The 19,473-nt window shown below is 52.1% G+C and carries 16 protein-coding genes and 1 pseudogene; 5 read left to right on the top strand and 12 right to left on the bottom strand.

The genetic code is table 11. The features are described from left to right. Window positions 1-952 precede the first annotated feature (952 nt). From HNQ83_RS11440 to rfbD, 5 genes are all read left to right on the top strand, one after another. Window positions 953-1,642: an SGNH/GDSL hydrolase family protein gene (locus HNQ83_RS11440; protein WP_175389052.1), complete on the top strand. Its 690-nt coding sequence runs from the start codon at window positions 953-955 to the stop codon at window positions 1,640-1,642. Between the two features lie 689 nt (window positions 1,643-2,331). Then, entirely contained in the window at window positions 2,332-3,396 is a 1,065-nt protein-coding gene (gene rfbB / locus HNQ83_RS11445) for a dTDP-glucose 4,6-dehydratase (protein WP_175389053.1), read from the top strand. Then, window positions 3,393-4,262 carry a glucose-1-phosphate thymidylyltransferase RfbA gene (gene rfbA / locus HNQ83_RS11450; RefSeq protein WP_175389054.1) on the top strand — a complete coding sequence of 290 codons (870 nt, stop codon included), beginning with the start codon at window positions 3,393-3,395 and terminating at the stop codon, window positions 4,260-4,262. The genes rfbB and rfbA overlap by 4 nt, the downstream gene beginning before the upstream one ends. Next, window positions 4,262-4,807, top strand: coding sequence for a dTDP-4-dehydrorhamnose 3,5-epimerase (gene rfbC, locus HNQ83_RS11455; RefSeq protein WP_175389055.1), 546 nt, complete (start codon window positions 4,262-4,264; stop codon window positions 4,805-4,807). Before rfbA ends, rfbC begins: the two co-directional genes overlap by 1 nt. Next, window positions 4,804-5,676, top strand: coding sequence for a dTDP-4-dehydrorhamnose reductase (gene rfbD, locus HNQ83_RS11460; RefSeq protein ID WP_175389056.1), 873 nt, complete (start codon window positions 4,804-4,806; stop codon window positions 5,674-5,676). Before rfbC ends, rfbD begins: the two co-directional genes overlap by 4 nt. A 242-nt stretch (window positions 5,677-5,918) precedes the next feature. Here the strand turns inward: rfbD and HNQ83_RS11465 are convergent, their stop codons facing one another. The 12 genes and pseudogenes from HNQ83_RS11465 to HNQ83_RS11520 all read right to left on the bottom strand — a co-directional run bounded on the left by HNQ83_RS11465 (window position 5,919) and on the right by HNQ83_RS11520 (window position 19,432). Next, window positions 5,919-7,034 carry an acyltransferase gene (locus tag HNQ83_RS11465; RefSeq protein WP_175389057.1) on the bottom strand — a complete coding sequence of 372 codons (1,116 nt, stop codon included), beginning with the start codon at window positions 7,032-7,034 and terminating at the stop codon, window positions 5,919-5,921. 314 nt (window positions 7,035-7,348) lie between these two features. Then, on the bottom strand, window positions 7,349-9,907 hold the full coding sequence (locus HNQ83_RS11470) for a glycosyltransferase family 4 protein (protein ID WP_175389058.1): 2,559 nt from the start codon (window positions 9,905-9,907) through the stop codon (window positions 7,349-7,351). A gap of 55 nt (window positions 9,908-9,962) precedes the next feature. After that, a complete protein-coding gene (locus tag HNQ83_RS11475; RefSeq protein ID WP_175389059.1) occupies window positions 9,963-10,997 on the bottom strand; it encodes an FkbM family methyltransferase in 1,035 nt (344 codons plus the stop codon). A gap of 118 nt (window positions 10,998-11,115) precedes the next feature. Beyond that, window positions 11,116-11,859 (bottom strand): ABC transporter ATP-binding protein, encoded by a 744-nt coding sequence (locus HNQ83_RS11480; protein WP_175389060.1) that lies wholly within the window; start codon window positions 11,857-11,859, stop codon window positions 11,116-11,118. An 18-nt stretch (window positions 11,860-11,877) separates the two neighbouring features. Beyond that, window positions 11,878-12,678, bottom strand: coding sequence for an ABC transporter permease (locus HNQ83_RS11485; RefSeq protein WP_175389061.1), 801 nt, complete (start codon window positions 12,676-12,678; stop codon window positions 11,878-11,880). Between the two features lie 894 nt (window positions 12,679-13,572). Continuing rightward, window positions 13,573-14,172, bottom strand: coding sequence for an adenylyl-sulfate kinase (gene cysC / locus HNQ83_RS11490; RefSeq protein WP_175389062.1), 600 nt, complete (start codon window positions 14,170-14,172; stop codon window positions 13,573-13,575). A 24-nt stretch (window positions 14,173-14,196) separates the two neighbouring features. After that, window positions 14,197-15,564, bottom strand: coding sequence for a phosphomannomutase (locus HNQ83_RS11495; RefSeq protein WP_178131936.1), 1,368 nt, complete (start codon window positions 15,562-15,564; stop codon window positions 14,197-14,199). 127 nt (window positions 15,565-15,691) lie between these two features. After that, window positions 15,692-17,134, bottom strand: coding sequence for a mannose-1-phosphate guanylyltransferase/mannose-6-phosphate isomerase (locus HNQ83_RS11500; protein ID WP_175389063.1), 1,443 nt, complete (start codon window positions 17,132-17,134; stop codon window positions 15,692-15,694). An 824-nt stretch (window positions 17,135-17,958) separates the two neighbouring features. Further along, a pseudogene (locus HNQ83_RS11505) lies at window positions 17,959-18,294 on the bottom strand (NAD-dependent epimerase/dehydratase family protein); the annotation flags it as partial. Window positions 18,295-18,449: 155 nt separating this feature from the next. Continuing rightward, on the bottom strand, window positions 18,450-18,689 hold the full coding sequence (locus HNQ83_RS11510; protein WP_175389064.1) for a LapA family protein: 240 nt from the start codon (window positions 18,687-18,689) through the stop codon (window positions 18,450-18,452). Window positions 18,690-18,716: 27 nt separating this feature from the next. Next, on the bottom strand, window positions 18,717-19,013 hold the full coding sequence (ihfB, locus tag HNQ83_RS11515) for an integration host factor subunit beta (RefSeq protein WP_003369729.1): 297 nt from the start codon (window positions 19,011-19,013) through the stop codon (window positions 18,717-18,719). A 140-nt stretch (window positions 19,014-19,153) separates the two neighbouring features. After that, window positions 19,154-19,432: a hypothetical protein gene (locus tag HNQ83_RS11520; protein WP_175389065.1), complete on the bottom strand. Its 279-nt coding sequence runs from the start codon at window positions 19,430-19,432 to the stop codon at window positions 19,154-19,156. Between the last annotated feature and the right edge of the window lie 41 nt (window positions 19,433-19,473).

Raw genomic sequence — 19,473 nt, forward strand, 5'->3', positions numbered from 1 at the left:
TGATGCTCCCGCTTCAATTCAATAACCGTGTTGCACTCAGATCCTGCAACCAGCCACCACCACGGCACTTTAGAATCTCACGAACGATATTAAATGAGAATGTAGAGCCACTACGCTGCATTCCACAAACAACCACAAACATTAACTATCATCCCCTGTAAAGCCGGCTCGTTATCAAGACTCACATACGAGACAGCAGCAATAACGTTATTGAGGGCACTTTGAAGCCCCCAGCTCTTCTTCCGAATCCTTAAGCACTCAACACATAAATGCCGAAAACATCACAACTTCTGCCACTGCGAGCACCTCTCAGCAGTTATTTCACACATTATAGACATAACCTTTCTGCGCTCGTTAACAAATTCGGCGCGCTATTCATAGCCTAGGCAGAACGAGTAAAGTGAGCATCCGTACCACCCATTTCCACTGCGCGCATTCGAACAGCTGCACCATGTGGCGCCTGCCGTTGATTTTGCCACCTACACCCTGAAAAAGACCGGAATCAACCTGAACATTGCCCGACCAAAACCGCGCTGTAGATACTCCCTCCTCACAATCGACCCTACCCAAACGAGGCGCAGACAATGCCGATGGCTCGCCGGGATTGCGGACGACCAAAATGCCCATCAACAAAGCCGAACCGTTCCAGCTGAGTTGCGACGAGACCTTTTTTTGTTGTATTCCTGGTTTGCTACCACCACGTGACACTGGCATGACTCATGCCTGAGCCAGACCATAAACGCTACTGGCTGTCAATCTTGAAGCGCGCCATCGGGTCATTCAGAGCCCTGAAAAATAACGACAATTGGGCCCGTGCACCGAAGAAACTACAGCTTTTGCTGCGGAAGCAAGAGGCATAACTCCCCCCAGGAACAATCCAATATCAGTTCACCCCACCGAAAAAATGATAGCATCCAGCACCCTAAAATCGTTAACAAGGCACTCATTTGGCATGAAGGAAATACTGGTTATCGGAGACTCTCATGTATCAGTTTTCAATAGCGAATACATGACCTCAAAATTCCCCAAGCATAAATTTGAAGTAATATCCGTAGGTGGAGCTACTGTCTCAGGCCTTATAAACCCTAACGCGACAACTCAAGCAATGCCACAGTACCTCGAGGCTCTAAAATCCACAAAGGCCAACACTGTAATTGTCATGCTTGGCGAAGTTGATACCGGATTTGTCATATGGTACAGATCACAAAAACACGGCACACCGGTAAACTACATGCTCCAGCAAGCACTGGACAACTACAAAAATTTTATATCAGATATTGCAAAAAAATTTACGCTAATCTGCATAAGCACACCACTACCCACCATACGGGACAATACAGACTGGGGAGAAGTTGCCAATCTTCGACGCGAGGTAAAAGCAACACAAGCCGAAAGAACCGAACTGACTCTAGCCTTCAACGAGTCAATGAAAGTTTTTTGCCTAGAAGCCGGATTATTCTATCTATCTCTGGACGAACAATCCATGGATGAAAATGGGCAATTAAAACTAAGCCTGAGAAATTCCGACCCAAACGACCACCACTATGATCCAACAGCACACGCAGCGATGATTGCTCCTTTGCTGAGCACTGCACTAAGCGGTAAACATAGATGGTACTGGCCATTCCGCTGGAACCGCTGACCTCCTCAGCACTTCAGAGCCGGGCGAGACATCTTTCTCGCCTTACCGCACCCGACCAAAAGCGCGATCCCCCCCCCCCACACGCACTTTTAAAGACGCAGCGGAAACATGCTGTACTCCCAATTCTTTTCTGGAGTCAGCCCCCTCCCCTGACGCGACCCGATGGCAAAGCCCGAAAAGTATAGCCATTTCAAGTCCACGCCAGATCAGCCTGCTCGGTGATTTTATCGACACCGAATTCGCGACTATCAAAGCCGAATATGAGGTGGCGCAGCCCGCAACAGTCGAAGTAAAAGCTAGCCGACCATCCGCCACTGTATCGGCAGGATAATTTTTGACCGCTCATGACCGCCTGCTGCGCGCTCAACTTTGGCGCAATGCGCATACAAGTGCGCCGTGCAATTACAACTGCCGCTCAATGCACTGCACGAAACCAACGAGAAGCCGGTACCCATGTGAAGTGGTAACAGCCCCGGGCAGGCACCGCCACCTCCAGGAAAAGACAATTGCGCCTAAGACACCTACAGTCATAGCAGTTCTGTCAATTTTTAGCGCATCGACGACCAGCGTGTATCCGCGAGCATCCCGAACCGAGCGCCCCGCCCCGACTTCGATACCGATTGAGTGCAATTGATGGAGCGCTTAAACTATACGGTGCAACCGCCCCCGAGCACGAGACCTTCGACACTATGCGAATTTTGATCACCGGCGGTGCCGGCTTTATCGGCTCCGCCCTGATACGCCACATGACCAGCCACACCCAGAATGAGATACTGAATCTAGACAAACTCACGTATGCCGGCAACTTGGAGTCGCTGGCAATGGTTGAGCAGCATGAGCGCTATAGCTTCCTTCAGGCAGACATCACTGACAGCCAGAGCGTGAGTCAGGCCTTGGCCGAATTCCAGCCTGATGCCATCATGCACCTGGCCGCCGAGTCCCATGTTGACCGCTCTATTGATGGCCCTGCCGCTTTCATCCAGACCAATATCGTCGGCACCTATGTCTTGCTGGAAGCCACTCGGGCTTACTGGTCGGCACTATCAGAAGACCGGAAGCAAGCATTTCGTTTCCATCACATTTCCACCGACGAGGTGTACGGCGATCTGCACGGAGTGGACGATCTGTTCACGGAGACCACGCCCTACGCGCCTAGCTCACCTTATTCAGCCAGCAAGGCGGCCTCCGATCATCTGGTCCGCGCCTGGCAGCGCACCTATGGGCTACCGGTGTTGATCACCAATTGCTCGAACAACTACGGGCCTTTTCACTTCCCCGAGAAGCTGATTCCACTGGTGATCCTCAACGCACTGGAAGGTAAGCCACTTCCGGTGTACGGCGACGGTCTGCAGGTCCGTGATTGGCTATTCGTCGAAGACCATGCCCGCGCCTTGCTGAAAGTGGTAAGCGAGGGAGAAGTCGGTGAAACCTACAATATTGGCGGTCACAACGAGCAGCGGAATATCGATGTAGTACGTGCCATCTGTGCTCTGCTGGAGGAGCTTGCACCGAACAAACCGGCAGGCCTGGCTCACTACGAAGACCTGATCACTTTCGTCAAAGATCGTCCTGGCCATGACCAGCGTTACGCCATCGACGCCAGCAAAATCCAGCGTGAGCTGGGCTGGATACCGCAGGAAACCTTTGCTAGCGGACTGCGCAAGACCGTGCAATGGTATCTGGAAAACCTCGAATGGTGCCGCCACGTACAGGACGGCAGCTATCAACGCGAACGCATGGGAGCAAATACATGAAAGGAATCATTCTCGCCGGCGGCTCCGGCACCCGCCTGCATCCGATTACCCTCGGAGTGTCCAAACAGCTACTGCCCATCTACGACAAGCCAATGATTTACTACCCGATCTCAGCGTTGATGCTGGCGGGCATTCAAGACATCCTGATCATCTCAACGCCTTCCGACCTACCGCAATTCGAGAAGATGCTCGGTGACGGCAGCCAGTTCGGCGTTCGCTTCAGCTACGCCGAACAGCCCTCGCCGGATGGTCTGGCCCAAGCTTTCCTGATTGGCGAACAGTTCATCGGCAGCGACCGGGTGTGCCTGATCCTCGGCGACAACATTTTCCACGGTCAGTCCTTCACCGAAACACTCAAGCGTGCAGCAGCCCAGCCCAAGGGCGCCAGCGTTTTCGGCTACTGGGTGAAGGACCCGGAGCGTTTCGGCGTAGTCGAGTTCGATGCCGAGGGGCGAGCCCTTTCCATCGAGGAAAAGCCCCAACAGCCCAAGTCAAACTACGCAGTGACCGGCCTGTACTTCTACGATAACGACGTGATCGAGATTGCCAAGGCGGTCAAACCCTCGCCACGTGGCGAGCTGGAAATCACCGACATTAACAATGCCTACCTAGAACGTGGCGACTTGCGCGTGGAGCGCTTCGGCCGGGGCTTTGCCTGGCTCGACACTGGCACGCATGAGAGCCTGCTCGAAGCCTCGCAATATGTGCAGACCATCGAACATAGACAAGGTCTGAAGGTCGCGTGCCTAGAGGAGATTGCCTATCATCAGGGCTGGATTAACAACGAGCAATTGCTCTCCCAGGCCCGGGCATTTGGCAAGACTGGTTACGGCCAGTACCTCTACAAACTAGCGGGAGAGCAGTAGTGAACGTCGTTGCCACCGCTATCCCCGAAGTACTGATTCTCGAACCGCGGATATTCGGCGACGAGCGCGGATTCTTCTATGAAAGTTTTAACGCTCGCGCCTTTGCCAACGCCACCGGGTCGCAGCGTGAATTTGTCCAGGACAACCACTCGCGCTCAGCCCAGGGCGTGCTCCGCGGTCTGCACTATCAGGTGCAGCAGGCTCAGGGCAAGCTGGTACGCGTCACCCACGGCGAGGTCTTGGATGTTGCCGTGGATATCCGTCGTAGCTCGGCCACCTTTGGCCAGTGGGTCAGCGTACGCCTGTCGGCCGAGAATAAACGCCAACTATGGGTTCCGGAAGGCTTTGCTCACGGATTCGTGGTGCTCAGCGAGCACGCCGAGTTCCTCTACAAGACCACTGATTACTATGCGCCCACCCACGAGCGCTGCATTCGCTGGGACGATCCCATGCTGGCCATCGATTGGCAGCTCGACGGCGCGCCCCAACTGTCGGCCAAGGACTTGGCCGGTCTGCCCCTGAGCGAAGCTGAGTTGTTTCCATGAAGATTCTGATTATCGGCCGCAACGGCCAAGTTTCCCGCGAGCTGCAACTAGCTCTGGCCGACCAGGCCGAACTGCTGATTCTAGGCCAGGACCAACTTAACCTGGCCACCAGTACTAACATCCGCGAGCGGGTAGAGTCACTCGGGCCGGACCTGATTATTAATGCCGCCGCTCATACAGCAGTGGACCAGGCCGAGAGTGAGCCGGACCGGGCCTTCGCCATCAACGCCATCGCACCCGGCTTGCTGGCCGAGGCTGCGGCACGGCTAGGCGTGCCACTGATCCACTACTCCACGGACTATGTGTTCGCTGGCGACAAGAGTTCGTCGCCCTACACTGAGGATGATGCCCCCGCCCCGTTAACCGTCTACGGCCAAAGCAAGCTGGCGGGCGAAGAAGCCATTCGCGCTGTTGGCGGCCAACACCTGATTCTACGCACCAGTTGGGTATATTCACTGCACGGCAAGAACTTCCTGCTGACCATGCAGCGCCTGTTGCAGGAGCGTGATGAGCTACGTGTGGTTGCGGATCAGATTGGCGCGCCAACCTGGGCCGGCACCATTGCCCGCACTACCGCAGAGCTGATTACCCACTGGCAAGCCGGTCGAGCAGGTCCTTGGGGCACTTACCATCTGAGTGGGCTGGGTGAGACATCATGGTTCGGCTTCGCCGAAGCCATCGCCGCACAACTGCGTCAGCAGGACAAGCCCTGCGGCCGACTTGAGGCAATCCCAAGCAGCGCGTATCCGACACCGGCACAGCGTCCGCTCAATTCACGCCTGGACTGTTCGCGACTGCAACGGGACTGGAGCGTCCACCTACCCGACTGGCACGCGGCGCTACTGGAATGTCTGAGCAGCCCGCGCTGATTTTGCATCGGACATAGTGCCCCCCTTCAGGCACATCTTACTCGAGTGTGTGTGCACCACACACTCGAGGGCCAGCTACCCGCTATACGGTAGAAGACCTTAAAGCCTTACTGCCCGGGATTGCTCGCCAGCCTCTTATGACGAATACAAACCTCACCACATACTAACAGGAAGAGGCTTTTGGGGCAGATACCGCCTAAGCCAACAGGAGTCGTCCTGGCCAGTAATAGCTGCCCTGGCAATCACGCCTGTTCCTTTTGCACTTTAAGAGTCCTTGCATTGATCATTTTGCAGAGGCTTCTTGCCACCTTGATGGAAGGCTTTTCTACCAACAGGAAAAATATCCAAGCAACCAGTATGGATAAAGCGGCCGCTGCTAACGAAGTAATAAATATTACAGGAGCAGAATGGTTACTTGTATATTTGGCCACCAGAACTATGACCGCACCACCTATTGTTCCGTGCAGCAGGTAAATCGAGTACGAGCTATCCGCAAGGCGGTGAACAAACTGAGGAACTTTTACCCTATCCTTAAAGACTAGTAGCATGATAAATATGAAGTACGCATAACTGAAATTTATCAGATACGAATTATTTGCCGGAAGAAATATCACATGTATCAACTGAATACCGGCAAGTATAGCCGCGTACAGTAAAATCAAAAGAGCAAAGAACACTTTAAGCCCAATCACCTTACTGTACAGAAAATATGTCACCTGCCCAACGATGAGATAAGGCAAATAGGCTACACACGCGGCAAATAGAAAGAACTCGTTGCCAAACTTTCCGCGCACAGCATATACACAAAATACAACCGCCACCTGGATAATTATCGCGGCACAGGGGTTATTCTTCAGAATAGGAAGCAGTACAAAGGTGAATGCATAAAAAATGATTTCTATGGCCAATGTCCATGCCACACCGAGAATCACTATCTGCGGGTAAGTCCAATAATTTGTCAGAGTAAACGCAGAAATAATTTCCCAAAATGAGAAGGTTTGGTTAGTGGTGATATATGTCATTGCGCAGGCGATGAGAACCGCAAGGATCAATGGAGGGTAAATCCGAAATATTCTCTTAACCAAGAACTCTGTCTGACTCTCGCGCATGGATACGTGAGTGATAATAAATCCAGATACTATGAAAAATATGGCAACCCCAATCCAACCAAAGTCTTGAATGATCCCCAGTGGATTATCTATAGCGGTCTGAACGAAAGAGACAGGAAAAGCGGGGGAGCCAAAGTTTTTTACTGGCACCATTGAGAAAAGATGGTCGTACACAACCATGAGACTCGCCACTGCTCGTAACAGGGTTATATTTGAGAAGCTTTCTAGATTTGCCCTGACTTGTTGCATTATTGTTCTCGTTAAGAATCAAATTAATAAATATGCGAAACTTCTCTTGGCCCGATCCAGGAGCATCACGAATGGGCTTGGTTGTTTGGTAGGTGACTGCTCCATGAGTGATAGGGACATTCATTACCCGCGCTTGGGGACATTGAGGCAAAACACACCCCTGAATTCACCAGCCTTGGAGCTAAGGGTGTAGAGGCTTACTCTTGTTAAAACCTCCATCACCCGTCGCAGACTACCTACATCAAGAGCGACTTCCCAGGCACTGGATTCGTAACGCATCCATGCCTGAGAAACATCCACACTCCCCTATGAGTCTATTTGCGAGCGTCCAAACTCGCATGAATATCAGCGCATCGCGACTCCTGAATCCTTGCGATACTTTCCGCAGAGTACATTTCCTTGATTCTCTTTGCAGCCAAAGAACCGATTCGCTCAGCAAGGGCGGGATTGCTCTGAAGTTCGACCATTTTCGCCGCTGCATTTGCCAGGTTTGGTTCGGCCCAGACTTGACCCTTCTGATATGGGCCAAAATCCCTGTCGAGTTCTACCACTGTGTAATCCACAGGCAACGAGTTCTCCTCGTCCATGAAATCCTCATTACCCGACCAACGTGTAGCGATCACTGGCTTACCCAAGTACATAGCCTCGGCAATCGGCAGACCGAAGCCCTCTGCACGATGCAGACTGACATAGCAATCGCAGTTGTTGAACAGGTTGTTTAGGGTATTACGATCAAGGTAGTCGTGGATCAGCTGGATCCTTGGCTCCTTATCCATAGCTGCAAAAATGGCTTCGGACAACATCGGCTGATGATCGAGATTGGATACCTTGATGACGAGCTTGACCTTGGCCTCGGGTTTATCTTCAAAGGCTTGGAGGAAGGCGGACACCACCCCCATAGGGTTTTTTCGCTCGGGAATGCTAAGCGCATCGGACATGTGCAGGAAGATGAAGCAGTCTTCCGGCTGATGCAGGTCCGCCCTGGTGAGGGGAGTATCAATTCGCACGTCAATGGCCGGGGGAATCACATGCACGGGCTTATTCGTGTGTTTTTCGATGGCCCGGCGGTTGTACTCAGTGGAAACCCAAATCTCGTCCACCTGCTCATAGGCGAAGTGCAGAAAGTCAGGGAATTCCGGCATCTCCCAGTACCAATAACCAATGGTGTAGCGCCCGTCAAACAGATTTTCACCGAGATGCTCGCGGGCAATCTTGCTTTGGTCCGCGTTCACATGCATCAAGTTGATGGGATAGAGGGCTTCATTGATGTGCCCTTCGATTACTTCACCCATGCGAGATATGTTACCCAATCGATAGTCGATCAGGGAAAACGGCAGCTTGGATTGCTTGAGCGCACGCAACGAGGCGCGTGCAGCCTCCCCTACCCCGCTTTCAGCATACAGGTAGCCGATGAGGTTAATACCTGCGTCGTCACTATTTGGAAGAGCCGGCGCGCGCTCGCTTGATGAAGCGTTCGCGACTGACGGACGCGGGTAAGCCTTGCGCAGTGCCCAACCGGCATAAGGTGCCAGTGCGATACGCAAGTTTAGGGGGATATGTTTACGCTTTTGCCAGGCAAATCGGAACAGGGTGCTGCTCAATCGGCCGACCAGAGTTCTGTGCTGCAGATCTGCCTGCACACGCACGCGCTCTAGTTCGCTTCGGACGGGTTGAAGGTAGATCTCACTGAAGCCAGAGTCGCGGGCAGCGGATTCCAAGAGCCACTCACCGAAGCGAGGACTGTCAATGCTTTCGACTGCAGGAAAGGCATTGCGCAGATCCGCACGGGATTCCCAGAGAGCAATTGCCAGAACGGTGAGTGCAATGCCGTCGCGGGATGGTGCGACCAAACGGTTCAACTCGGCATGAATGCGCGGGCATTGGCTGGCGTCAAAGAAATTGATGTCAGTCAATCGGTTGCTGGTACGGATCAGACGCCTTGCTGCGTCGGGTACAGGCACACCGTCAGCAAACTTGCTGAACGCATATGGGAGCCGCTTGAAACGCTCGATCCCGTTCCGCTGTAGGGCCTGCTCATAGAAAGTGCAAATATCGCGCAGGGCGGAGCTGGCATTCTTGTTGAAGCGATTCTGATGCTTGCTCAGAGTACTCGCTTCGATCGAGAAGCCGGAGAAATGGAAAAAGGTCAACGGCCGACCATCGACCGTGTAATTGCCATCCGCCAGACGCTCGAGGGTACGGTGGTTAAGGTTCCAGTAGGCGATGTTCCAGCTAGGGTCACGGTTAACGTATACGCCTTCGAACATCGACGGGACAAGGTCCATCCACTTTTGGTCCACGAACAAGTTGCGCGGTAGATCGACCACGCACTCCTTGTACAGCTTGTCCTGCCACCATTTAGCTAGCTTTAGCGTTTCCTCACAGGTGCGAAGTGCAATGTAGCCGAGATTGTACGAACCAGCCTGAAGTATCTGCAGTTCGGTTGGGGCCTTGCCATCATCCAGGATGTCGGTCAGGTGCGGGGTCAACAGTACATTGTGCTGGTCGAGCAGGGCCAGCATTTCGTCCAGTGAGCGAAAGATACGAATGTCGGGGTCGAAATAGATGACCTTGCGGTAGCCCCGCTTCATCAAAAGCTCGATGAGATAGGGCTTGATCGCGGTGTTCAACTCAAGAATCGAATATTGGTAAATGAAGGTACCCAACTGGGGAATGTCCAGTTGATCGATCGCGACGATATCGTCCGCTGCCGGGCAGTCCGTTTCTGCCGTTTTGGCGTCGCAAAGGCCAAGCACCAAGTCTGCTTGGGGGCAATGCTCCTTGAGACTTTCGAACATTGTGTTTGCATAGTGCAAGTAATTGTTCGAAACAATCGTGAAGATACAGGTGTCTCGATCTGTATTTGGCAACATATGGGTTCCAGAGTTTCTCATTCTGCTAAGGTTTTCGTTTGACGACGATACGGGGCTAGTCTTTCGAGCGTGTCAATAGCTCGATTTCGTCCAACTGTTCGTCGAATCGGGCCCGCAGTTCTTTGTAAGCGTCAGCGGCGTCTTGTAGCGCCGCATCCTTCTGTTTGAGCAGTTGCTCGAAATTTCCAATCTGTGCTTTATAACCTTCGCCCTGCTCCGACAGATACCAGTCAATCTGGCTCCGCAGATCATTGTAGGCATCAGCGGCCTTTTGAAGCGCCGCATCTTTTTGTTCGAGCAACTGCCCGAAATTCCGAATCTGCGTGTTTTTATCTTCAACCTCATCCTCTAGATGATGGCAAGCCTGCTCAACGAGATATTCTCGATAGGTCTTGAATTCATCGAATACATTGGGTGGGGTACTGCAACGCGGAATGTCCACCGGGTAGTCTTTGCGGTAATAGAAACGATTAAGGCCGTCGAAATAGAACAGGCAATAATACGCGGATATCAGGCTCTCCCATTCTTGGTGCACCGGCTCATGAGAGTCAGGATGTACCGACTCGACCAACAGAATGCGAGGATTAACCACGGCGAAATCGGCGCTGGCCAATACGTCTTTCTCGAAGCCTTCGACATCAATCTTCAGAAAATCGACGCGGCGCGAACCAACATGCTGCTTCCAGATATCGGCAAGCGGAACCACTTCGACATCAATTTCTTGAGTGACGCGACCGGTGTCCTGATAATGCCTGGCCAGAGTGCTATCTAGTGTAGATGTACCCTGATCTGCAGTGACGTAAAGCGTTTGCTTGCCAGGTTTGCAGCCTACGCAGATATTTAGGTTGGTATCTCGTTCTCGCAAGCGCTGAAATACGCCGAATAGCTCAGGCTGGGGCTCGACGTTAATGCCGTGCCATCCGCGAAGGTAGAAGTGTTGAGTGACCGAGTCATGAATCGGATGGCAGGCGCCAATATCCACATAGAAGCCGGTACTCTCATTTGCGAATATGCGCTGGAGAATGACATCTTCATAGTTTTGCGCATAGCTGATCATCTCATTGTTTTGTACAGCAGAGTCGTCAGTCATGAGGTGCTCCTGAACTGGCCGCACACGGTCAGCGGTAGACTTCGGTGAAAACGGGATCTTCACGACCCCAAACGGGCTCATCAACCCAACCTTGATGGTATGGAGGGCGGACAAGTGCTCAGTGCCCGAAATAGGCGGATGTCACGGTTTCGGGGTCTGAGTCCATTCGTATTTTGCCATGCTCCAGCCAAATAACACGGTTGCACATGTGCATCATCAGTTCTCGAGAATGACTTGCAATCACAAGAATATTCGTAGCTTTGACGAGCTCGGTCATTCGTGCTTCCGCCTTGTGCTTGAAGCCTTCATCACCCACAGATAACCATTCATCCATGATCAGGATTTGTGGCCTAACAGTCGTAGACACCGCAAATGCCAAGCGCAAGTGCATACCTGATGAGTAAGTTCTAACCGGCATATCGATAAATTCGCCGAGTTCAGAAAACTCAATGATTTCATCAAGTTTGTTTGCGATATCGCTCTTTTTCATTCCCAGAAGCGCGCCACGCACAAAGATATTTTCTCTGCCCGTTGCTTCGGGGTCGATGCCCAGGGAAATATCGATAAGTGAGCCGGTCTCACCCTTGATTTTAGCGGTTCCAGACGACGGAGAGTACACGCCACTGAGCAGTCTCAGCAGCGTACTTTTGCCCGCGCCATTATGACCCACCAAGCCAACACGGTCTCCGTCGCGGAGTGTGAACGTCAGATTTTCCAAGGCGCGCACGATAACGCGACCTTGGTCGTTTGCCCCAAGCTGACCACCCGTCGCAACTTGGATCAGGCGCTTTTTCAGCGAACGCCCACTTGCGTTGTAAATCGGAAAATCAACGCATGCATTCTCAAACTCAATAGAAGCCATAGTGTGTGTATTCTTCCATTAAAGCCAGTAAGCAATACGGCGCTTATAATATCCATAGAACATTATTGCCAAGCCCCACCCTAATACAGCCATCCCTCCGGCCACGTACCAACTTAGCGCGCTGACATCCTGACTCAGCAGTGGTGCCCTGACAATTTGCATCAGGTGGTAAAAGGGATTGAGATCGAGCAGATAACTACTCGACCGTTGTGGCAACAGGCTAGGTAGCCACATGATCGGGGTCAGATAAAAAGCAATCTGCAAAACACTCGCGATGATCTGGGCCAAGTCACGATATCGAGCACACAAGACGCTCAGAATTAGGCATATCCATGCCAGATTCAATGTCAATAGAACTAAACCTGGAATACACAGAAGTGCTTCAAGCCCTATCGTCTTTTGCACCGCCAAGAGGACCAGAGGAAAGATGACGATATTATGCCCAAGTATGATTATGTTTCGCCACAGCGTTCGCAATACGTGAACAAATAAAGGAATAGGGAGCTGTTTGATAATCCCTTCCGCGGCAATCAAACTGGTACAACCTTCAGTTATAGTTGTTGAGATAAAGCTCCAAAGGATTATTCCGACAGCAAGGAATGGAAGAAACTCGTCGATCGGAGAGTTAAATATTTGCCCGAATACGATACCAATCGTACCAATCATTACACTCATACTGATTGCAAGCCAGAACGGCCCGATCGCTGATCGCCTGTAACGCTGGCGGACATCTTGCCAGCCGAGCATACCGACAAGCGAATAACGTTTGGCCGCCGCTGCTATGTCCATCAGGGCAACGTTTATTGAGCTGTGGCGCATCTGGAACACCGAGTTATCAAACAGCCGAAGATTGTAACCTTGGATGGGGTGCTGATGTCACTTTTTTCGCGCTCGGCTCCCGCTGTGTGTTGGCGCCAACTGAAAACAGGCCCACCCCGCCGATTGAAATTGACCTAGGGTGGATTGCTGCTTTTTTTGCACCAACAGCCACGGACATGCTTCACAGCAGGGAGACGTCATGCTGGTACATACACGCATGCTCCGGATCGTCGCATCAATCCATCATTCCCATTTTTAAGCCGAAAGCCGAAGCTCGGCGTTGTGCTCTCAATACTTTTCTGGAGCCAGCCTTCCCGTGTTGCGCTCCAACACCAAAACCGGAAAGACACACTCCACCGCAAGCCCCTGGTTTTTTTTGGAAAACCCTCGCAGGCCTTACCACCCAGGAAAGATGAATATCAACGTCGTAGCGCCTGACTACACCGAGCAAAGGACGCACCACTGCGCCTGCTGAAAAGTTATCGTTGCTAAATTATGACCGATGATTCCCCCCCAACACCCTGGCCCTGCGACCGGACGAGGAGCGACTGGAGAGCATATTCATTTCACGGCGCAAGCTTGTCGATACTGAGAAGGTGCAAACCTAGGGCAAGGCTTGACTGCTCAGCAGTACACCCAAACGAGTTACCGCCGCCACCCAACCCTAAAGCCTGATCGAGACCTCCTGGATCAACGACCTGAAGCCCGATACACCATTAAACTCTGCAAAACCTTGATCGATCTGCATCTAGCGTTAGCGGCATTGATGCTTTTTATTTTTAAGATTCACGAGCAAAAGAGGTATAACTATTAATGCAACGGAGCCTTTCACTGCTAAATTCCGGAGTGTTCCTCTTTGCGCAATCAGCAGTGTGAATTTTGATGTGAACTTTCCTATCTTGACTCTATAGCCGCAATCAAAAAGTCTGCAATCTTTTCTGGCGAACTGATCGACGAGTCAATTGTTGCATTTGGCGCTTCCGGGGACTCATAGGGGCTATCTATGCCGGTCATATTTTGCAACGCCCCATTTCGAGCCTTTTTGTAAAGCCCCTTGGGGTCCCGTTGTTCACAAACAGCCAAAGGGGTCTTTACATAAACCTCGAAAAAATTTTCGACTCCAATTAGCTCTCTCGCCATTCCTCGTTCAACTTTGAACGGTGAAATGAACGCTGTAATCACAACCAGTCCTGCATCCAGCATTAATTTGGACACTTCCGCTATTCGGCGGATATTTTCGTTGCGATCAGCCTCACTAAAACCTAAATCCCTGCAAAGCCCTGAGCGAATATTGTCTCCATCTAAAATATAAGTACGCTTACCCTCAGCGTGAAGCTTTTTTTCCAAAGCGTTCGCAATAGTAGACTTCCCCGACCCTGAAAGCCCAGTCAACCAGATAACCATTCCAGCATGACCATTAAGATTTTCTCTATCCGCCCTGGTTACACAGAATGAATTTTTATATATATTACCAACTTGATCCTTTGCAACCATATAGCACCTTAAATGTCGGGCTGATTATTTTGCAGCCTCTATCAATGCTTCAATTTCCTTCAAACGCGCCCACATCAAGTCACTATCCCCCCTGGCCTCAACGTTTAGTCGCAGCAAAGGTTCAGTATTGGAACTGCGCAAATTGAATCGCCACTCATCAAAAGAAACGCTGATACCGTCAGTCATGTCCAGTACGGGGGACTGAGCCCGATAATGAGCCAACACATGCTCGATAGCTTTGGCGACATCGACTACTTTGTAGTTGACCTCCCCTGTACATGGGAACGCGGCAATACCCTTATCGACCTGCTCGGACAACGATTTCCCGGTACTCGAGACCAACCCCACCACCAACAGCCACGGAATCATCCCGCTATCACAATACGCAAAATCACGGAAGTAATGGTGGGCACTCATCTCTCCGCCGTACACTGCGTCTTCCTCGCGCATGCGCTCCTTGATAAACGCGTGCCCGGTTTTACTCTGTACTGCGATGCCGCCTGCCTGCTGGACCTGCTCGATGGTATTCCATGTCAGGCGCGGGTCGTGAATAATCTTGCTTCCCGGATATTGCTTCAACAACATCTCAGCCAAAAGCCCGACAAGGTAGTAGCCCTCAATAAATCGACCATTTGCATCAAAGAAGAAACAACGATCGAAGTCACCATCCCAGGCAAGGCCCATGTCGCATTGGTTGGCCAGCAAGGCCTGACGTGTCAGTTCACGGTTTTCGGGAAGCAGTGGATTTGGTACGCCATTTGGAAAGTGGCCATCAGGCTCTTCATTGATGAACACCCACTGAAGCGGCAAGCGAGCCGCTAACGCTCGTAACACGGGACCCGCAGCGCCGTTACCCGGGTCAGCGAGAATTTTGAGAGGCTTCAAGGCGCTGACGTCGACATAGGTGAGCAAGTGGTCTATGTAAGCGGTCTTGTCGAGGGCTTGGCGAACCTCGCCTTTTACCACTGCGATTTCGCCAAGGTTGCCCTGCTCCACGCGTAAACGGATGGCATCAAGCCCAGTGTCACCACTGATCGGCCTAGATTCGGCCTTGACCAGCTTCATGCCGTTATAACCCTTAGGGTTATGGCTGGCAGTAATCATCACGCCACCTTCGACCCTATAGTGGCTTGTTGCAAAGTAGACTTCCTCGGTGCCACAGAGCCCGATGTCGATTACATCAGCACCCGCCTCAGTAATGCCGCGCATCAGCGCCATGGCGAGGGACGGGCTTTCCAGCCTCATGTCCCGGCCGACAACGAAAGTTTTGCCTTGCAGTTCGGCTACCAGCGCACGCCCTATGCGGTATGCGATTTCTTCGTTGAGCTGAGAGGGAACCTGACCACGTATGTCATAGGCTTTGAAGCATTGCGTCACGATAGAAGGATGCATTCTACTCACTAGCTGATATGTCCAATGCCGCCCTGAGGCGGCAATGGCAAAAATGGATCACCAAGGCCTGAGCCGCTGGCGTGCAGCCCCCCCTCAAGTCGCGGGGGGCGCATCGGGTTCAGTTTCGTTAGTTGTCGACTCGACCGTAGTTGTCTTCGAAACGGACGATGTCATCCTCCCCAAGATAATCACCGCTCTGAACCTCAATCAGCACCAAATCGATCACCCCCGGGTTTTTCAGGCGATGTTTATGACCCGCACGGATAAAGGTCGATTCATTGGTATGAAGCATCAGCTCTTGCTGATCATTGACGACTACCGCGGTGCCACTAACCACAATCCAGTGCTCGCTGCGATGATGGTGCATTTGCAGCGACAGAGAAGCACCAGGCTTCACCACAATGCGCTTGATCTTGAAGCGCTCACCGTTCTCCAACGTGGTGTATGTGCCCCAAGGACGATGCACAGTGCGGTGAAGCAAGTGGACCGTGTGACTGCAGGCCTTGAGCTGATTGACGATATGCTTAACATCTTGCGCGTGATCTTTATGGGCGATCATCATCGCGTCCGGGGTGTCAATGACCAGCAGGTCCTCAACACCAACCAATGCCGTCAGACGCCCCTCACTGTTCACGTAGTTGTTACGCGAACCGTGAGACAGTACTTCACCTTCAAATCGGTTGCCGTTCTCATCAGGCTCCGTCAGTTCGCTGACCGCATTCCAGGAGCCGATATCACTCCAACCTATATCACACGGAACAGTCGCAACTTTGGACGATCGCTCCATGAGGGCATAATCGATGGAGATATCCTTAACTTCTGCAAAAGCGTCAGCGTCAAGTGCCAAGCAACGGTATTTATTAGAAGAGGTCAGCCGAGAGACTTCGATTGCTTTCCTCACCGCCTCCACGACATCTGGAGCATGTTGGCGCAGCTCTTCCAGAACTGTGCCCACCCGAAAACAGAACATTCCGGAGTTCCAATAGTAGTTACCTGCACTGATATAACTTTGCGCAGTACCCAGATCAGGCTTCTCGACGAAACGCGCCACCTTCAGACCGCCTTTCAGCGGCGAATTCTTTTCCGCCTCGACGTAACCAAACCCGGTCTCAGGGTAGGTTGGCTGAATACCAAAAGTCACCAACCAACCTTCGGCGGCAAGCTTCATGGCATTGGTCACGGCCGCGGCAAAAGCCTGTTCGTCTTGAATCAAATGGTCAGCAGCCAGTACCAGCATCTGGGCATCAGGCCCATGACTGGCTTCCAGTTGCAATGCGGCCGCAGCGACAGCAGCTGCCGTGTTACGACCGAAAGGCTCCAGAATGAACGCTTGAGCAAGCTTGTCATTATTGACTGCGCCGTACTCGTCCTCAGTCTTGAACAGGAGTTCGCGGTTGGTCACCGTAAGAATCTCCACAACACCCTCCAGGCGCGAGGCGCGAAGAAAGGTCTTCTGGATGAGATTCTGGCCATCTGGCAGCTCCATGAACGGCTTCGGATGGGCTTCTCGAGAAACGGGCCACAACCGGCTGCCCACTCCACCAGACAAAATTACGGGAATCAGTTCCATGCTCTAAATCCTTAATCCCCCTCCTGACAAGTACAGCCAGCAAGCGGGGCTCAGTTATGTTTCCAGTCATTCTTGCATCGTAACCAATGCAAAATATTGCTTGAAGCGAATGCAAAGGTGACAGCTCAATATCGATCCACACCTATCGAGTCTTCCCGAACCCGCCTCCCTGATGTCCTGCTCTACCCCAATCAGAAGCTCCTGTCTCGGCCTTTCCCCTGTGGAAACAGCTCGACATGGAAATCCTCTGTGAAGGGAGCAAGCCAATTGAGATCGAGATGCAATGCCGAACCAGGTCAGATATGTCTGCCGATCATTCTACAGGGAGTATCGAGAATTAATAACTCATGCACCGACGGGAGACAAAAAATCATTTGAGAACAAATAAACGCTCTACGAGCCATCAAAATAACATCAACTTTCACACCCCATCAAATCTCTGATCTTGGCATCTTCAGTAGCTTTTGAAAATAATCCCCATATGCAGTCTTTTCGAGGCGCCCTGCGTAAACTGACAGCTCGGTGCGCCCCTGCTGTAGGGGATTTCATCCAGACAAGCAAATTACCAACCCTGACGCATCTCAAAGGCGCACACGAAGTGACTCGCCTCAAGCATCGCCCCCGAAATACCGGTATTCCAGCCAGGCGAAACCACGACCTGGAATTTCGACCCTGAACACCTTCCGCCCCAGATGAGCAAGATTGGCACCAGTGATTTCAAGCTTGCCTCTTTCCAACAGCGTTATATTCTTGACGATCTCGACCAGCTGATTGAGATAGAAGCACAAGCCATTGACTACGAAGCTCGACTTGAGGCTGGCCGGCTTTCTCGAAACGTGACTAGGACCACAGTTGTTCGAGCAGTTGGCAATCAGCATCCGCAAGCCATAGATTCGTACCCAAGCGCGAACCAGGTGAGCGGCGCTCGCCTTGCTGATGCTTACGCAAAATGCGATCAATTTGCTCACGATCGCAGGTATCGACACGCTCGAAATATAACGCGGGTTTTGACTGACTTCAGTCAAGGACGCAAGGTTACCGGCGCAAATCAGCGTATCGACGTTGGCAGCGGAGTCGTTAGCACTGGAAATAAGATGGCGAATGACTGCCGAACCAACAAAGCCAGCGTCACACGTGACTAGAATTCCACATAAAACCATACCCCTGAGTGACTGACAGCGCCGTCAGCCTGGGGTGCAGTGCTTTTGTCAAAGCCAGAGCGAACCAAATAAACCACTCGCCGCAACTCAAGCAGCACTCAAGGCTTCATGCTGATGAGCCAAATGGATGTGGACACGCAGTGATGCACATTCAATCAAGCAAGTCGCTTGCGAGAGGCTCTGGAGATTCGTCCCAAGAACCAGCTGACAACCGGCCCAACCACCATACCAATCAGTAACGCAACAACCATGACCACCGATACCGGAAGCTGCGGCCCCGCCCAGCCAAGGAATAGCAGGGTAACGGATTGCTGATTTTCAAGAACGAACGCCAGGATCGCCAGAACCAGCAACAGGACGAACACCACGAGCAATACACGCTTGAGGTTACGCATGAGCAGCTCCTTGCAGGACGGTGACGATCAAAGTCCCTCCTCCTCGTCTTCGTTCACACGATCGCGCAGTTCTTTCCCTGGCTTGAAATGCGGAACGAACTTGCCATCGAGGCTGACGGACTGACCGGTTTTTGGATTGCGTCCTACGCGCGGGGCGCGATAGTGCAGAGAGAAGCTGCCAAAGCCGCGGATCTCGATGCGATCACCGGTGGCCAGACATTGGGACATTTGCTCAAGCATGGTCTTGATGGCCAGCTCCACATCCTTGGATGAGAGCAGCCCTTGATGGGTGACAATTCGTTCGATCAACTCCGACTTCGTCATATTTTTCCCTTCTTTTTCAAGCAGCTAGGAAAATCGCTCCAACGGTTTTAGCATGCCCCAACGAATTTGAACAGTCCAAGTTTTGACATCCCCCTGCACACCGCGCAATACCCGGTTTTCAGACCAGCGAGCCATTGCATTCACCTGCATATAACCAGCATGGTGCGCGTCAGGTATCCCGCCGGATTGAAGCCGAAGGGGAAGTCACCCTCATCCTTGGCATCATCAGACCTTGTCACAACCTTGTAGCCAGCCCCCTTGCACTCCTTCGCCGCTCGTTTGCGGCACTTCTCCCAGCCCGAACCCAATCCCGAACAATCAACCTCAATACCACTAACCCCGCGTACCGCATGAGTCTTGGCATTAGTTGTACATCCCGCCAGTATCAGTAGCGCTAGCGCAACAATGAGCCTGTTCATTCAGTTCCTTATGCCTGGCACCATGCCGAGCGGCGTTCACT

It is taken from the genome of Pseudomonas sp. C2B4 (assembly GCF_013359695.1).
Taxonomy (GTDB): domain Bacteria; phylum Pseudomonadota; class Gammaproteobacteria; order Pseudomonadales; family Pseudomonadaceae; genus Aquipseudomonas.

Coding starts and splice junctions, on each gene's coding strand:
- HNQ83_RS11500 (WP_175389063.1), bottom strand. CDS start 17,134: ATGGAACTGATTCCCGTAATTTTGTCTGGTGGAGTGGGCAGCCGGTTG.
- HNQ83_RS11475 (WP_175389059.1), bottom strand. CDS start 10,997: ATGACTGACGACTCTGCTGTACAAAACAATGAGATGATCAGCTATGCG.
- HNQ83_RS11520 (WP_175389065.1), bottom strand. CDS start 19,432: ATGAACAGGCTCATTGTTGCGCTAGCGCTACTGATACTGGCGGGATGT.
- HNQ83_RS11440 (WP_175389052.1), top strand. CDS start 953: ATGAAGGAAATACTGGTTATCGGAGACTCTCATGTATCAGTTTTCAAT.
- HNQ83_RS11470 (WP_175389058.1), bottom strand. CDS start 9,907: ATGTTGCCAAATACAGATCGAGACACCTGTATCTTCACGATTGTTTCG.
- rfbA (WP_175389054.1), top strand. CDS start 3,393: ATGAAAGGAATCATTCTCGCCGGCGGCTCCGGCACCCGCCTGCATCCG.
- rfbB (WP_175389053.1), top strand. CDS start 2,332: ATGCGAATTTTGATCACCGGCGGTGCCGGCTTTATCGGCTCCGCCCTG.
- HNQ83_RS11495 (WP_178131936.1), bottom strand. CDS start 15,564: ATGCATCCTTCTATCGTGACGCAATGCTTCAAAGCCTATGACATACGT.
- HNQ83_RS11465 (WP_175389057.1), bottom strand. CDS start 7,034: ATGCAACAAGTCAGGGCAAATCTAGAAAGCTTCTCAAATATAACCCTG.
- ihfB (WP_003369729.1), bottom strand. CDS start 19,013: ATGACGAAGTCGGAGTTGATCGAACGAATTGTCACCCATCAAGGGCTG.
- rfbD (WP_175389056.1), top strand. CDS start 4,804: ATGAAGATTCTGATTATCGGCCGCAACGGCCAAGTTTCCCGCGAGCTG.
- HNQ83_RS11510 (WP_175389064.1), bottom strand. CDS start 18,689: ATGCGTAACCTCAAGCGTGTATTGCTCGTGGTGTTCGTCCTGTTGCTG.
- HNQ83_RS11485 (WP_175389061.1), bottom strand. CDS start 12,678: ATGCGCCACAGCTCAATAAACGTTGCCCTGATGGACATAGCAGCGGCG.
- cysC (WP_175389062.1), bottom strand. CDS start 14,172: ATGGTTGCAAAGGATCAAGTTGGTAATATATATAAAAATTCATTCTGT.
- HNQ83_RS11480 (WP_175389060.1), bottom strand. CDS start 11,859: ATGGCTTCTATTGAGTTTGAGAATGCATGCGTTGATTTTCCGATTTAC.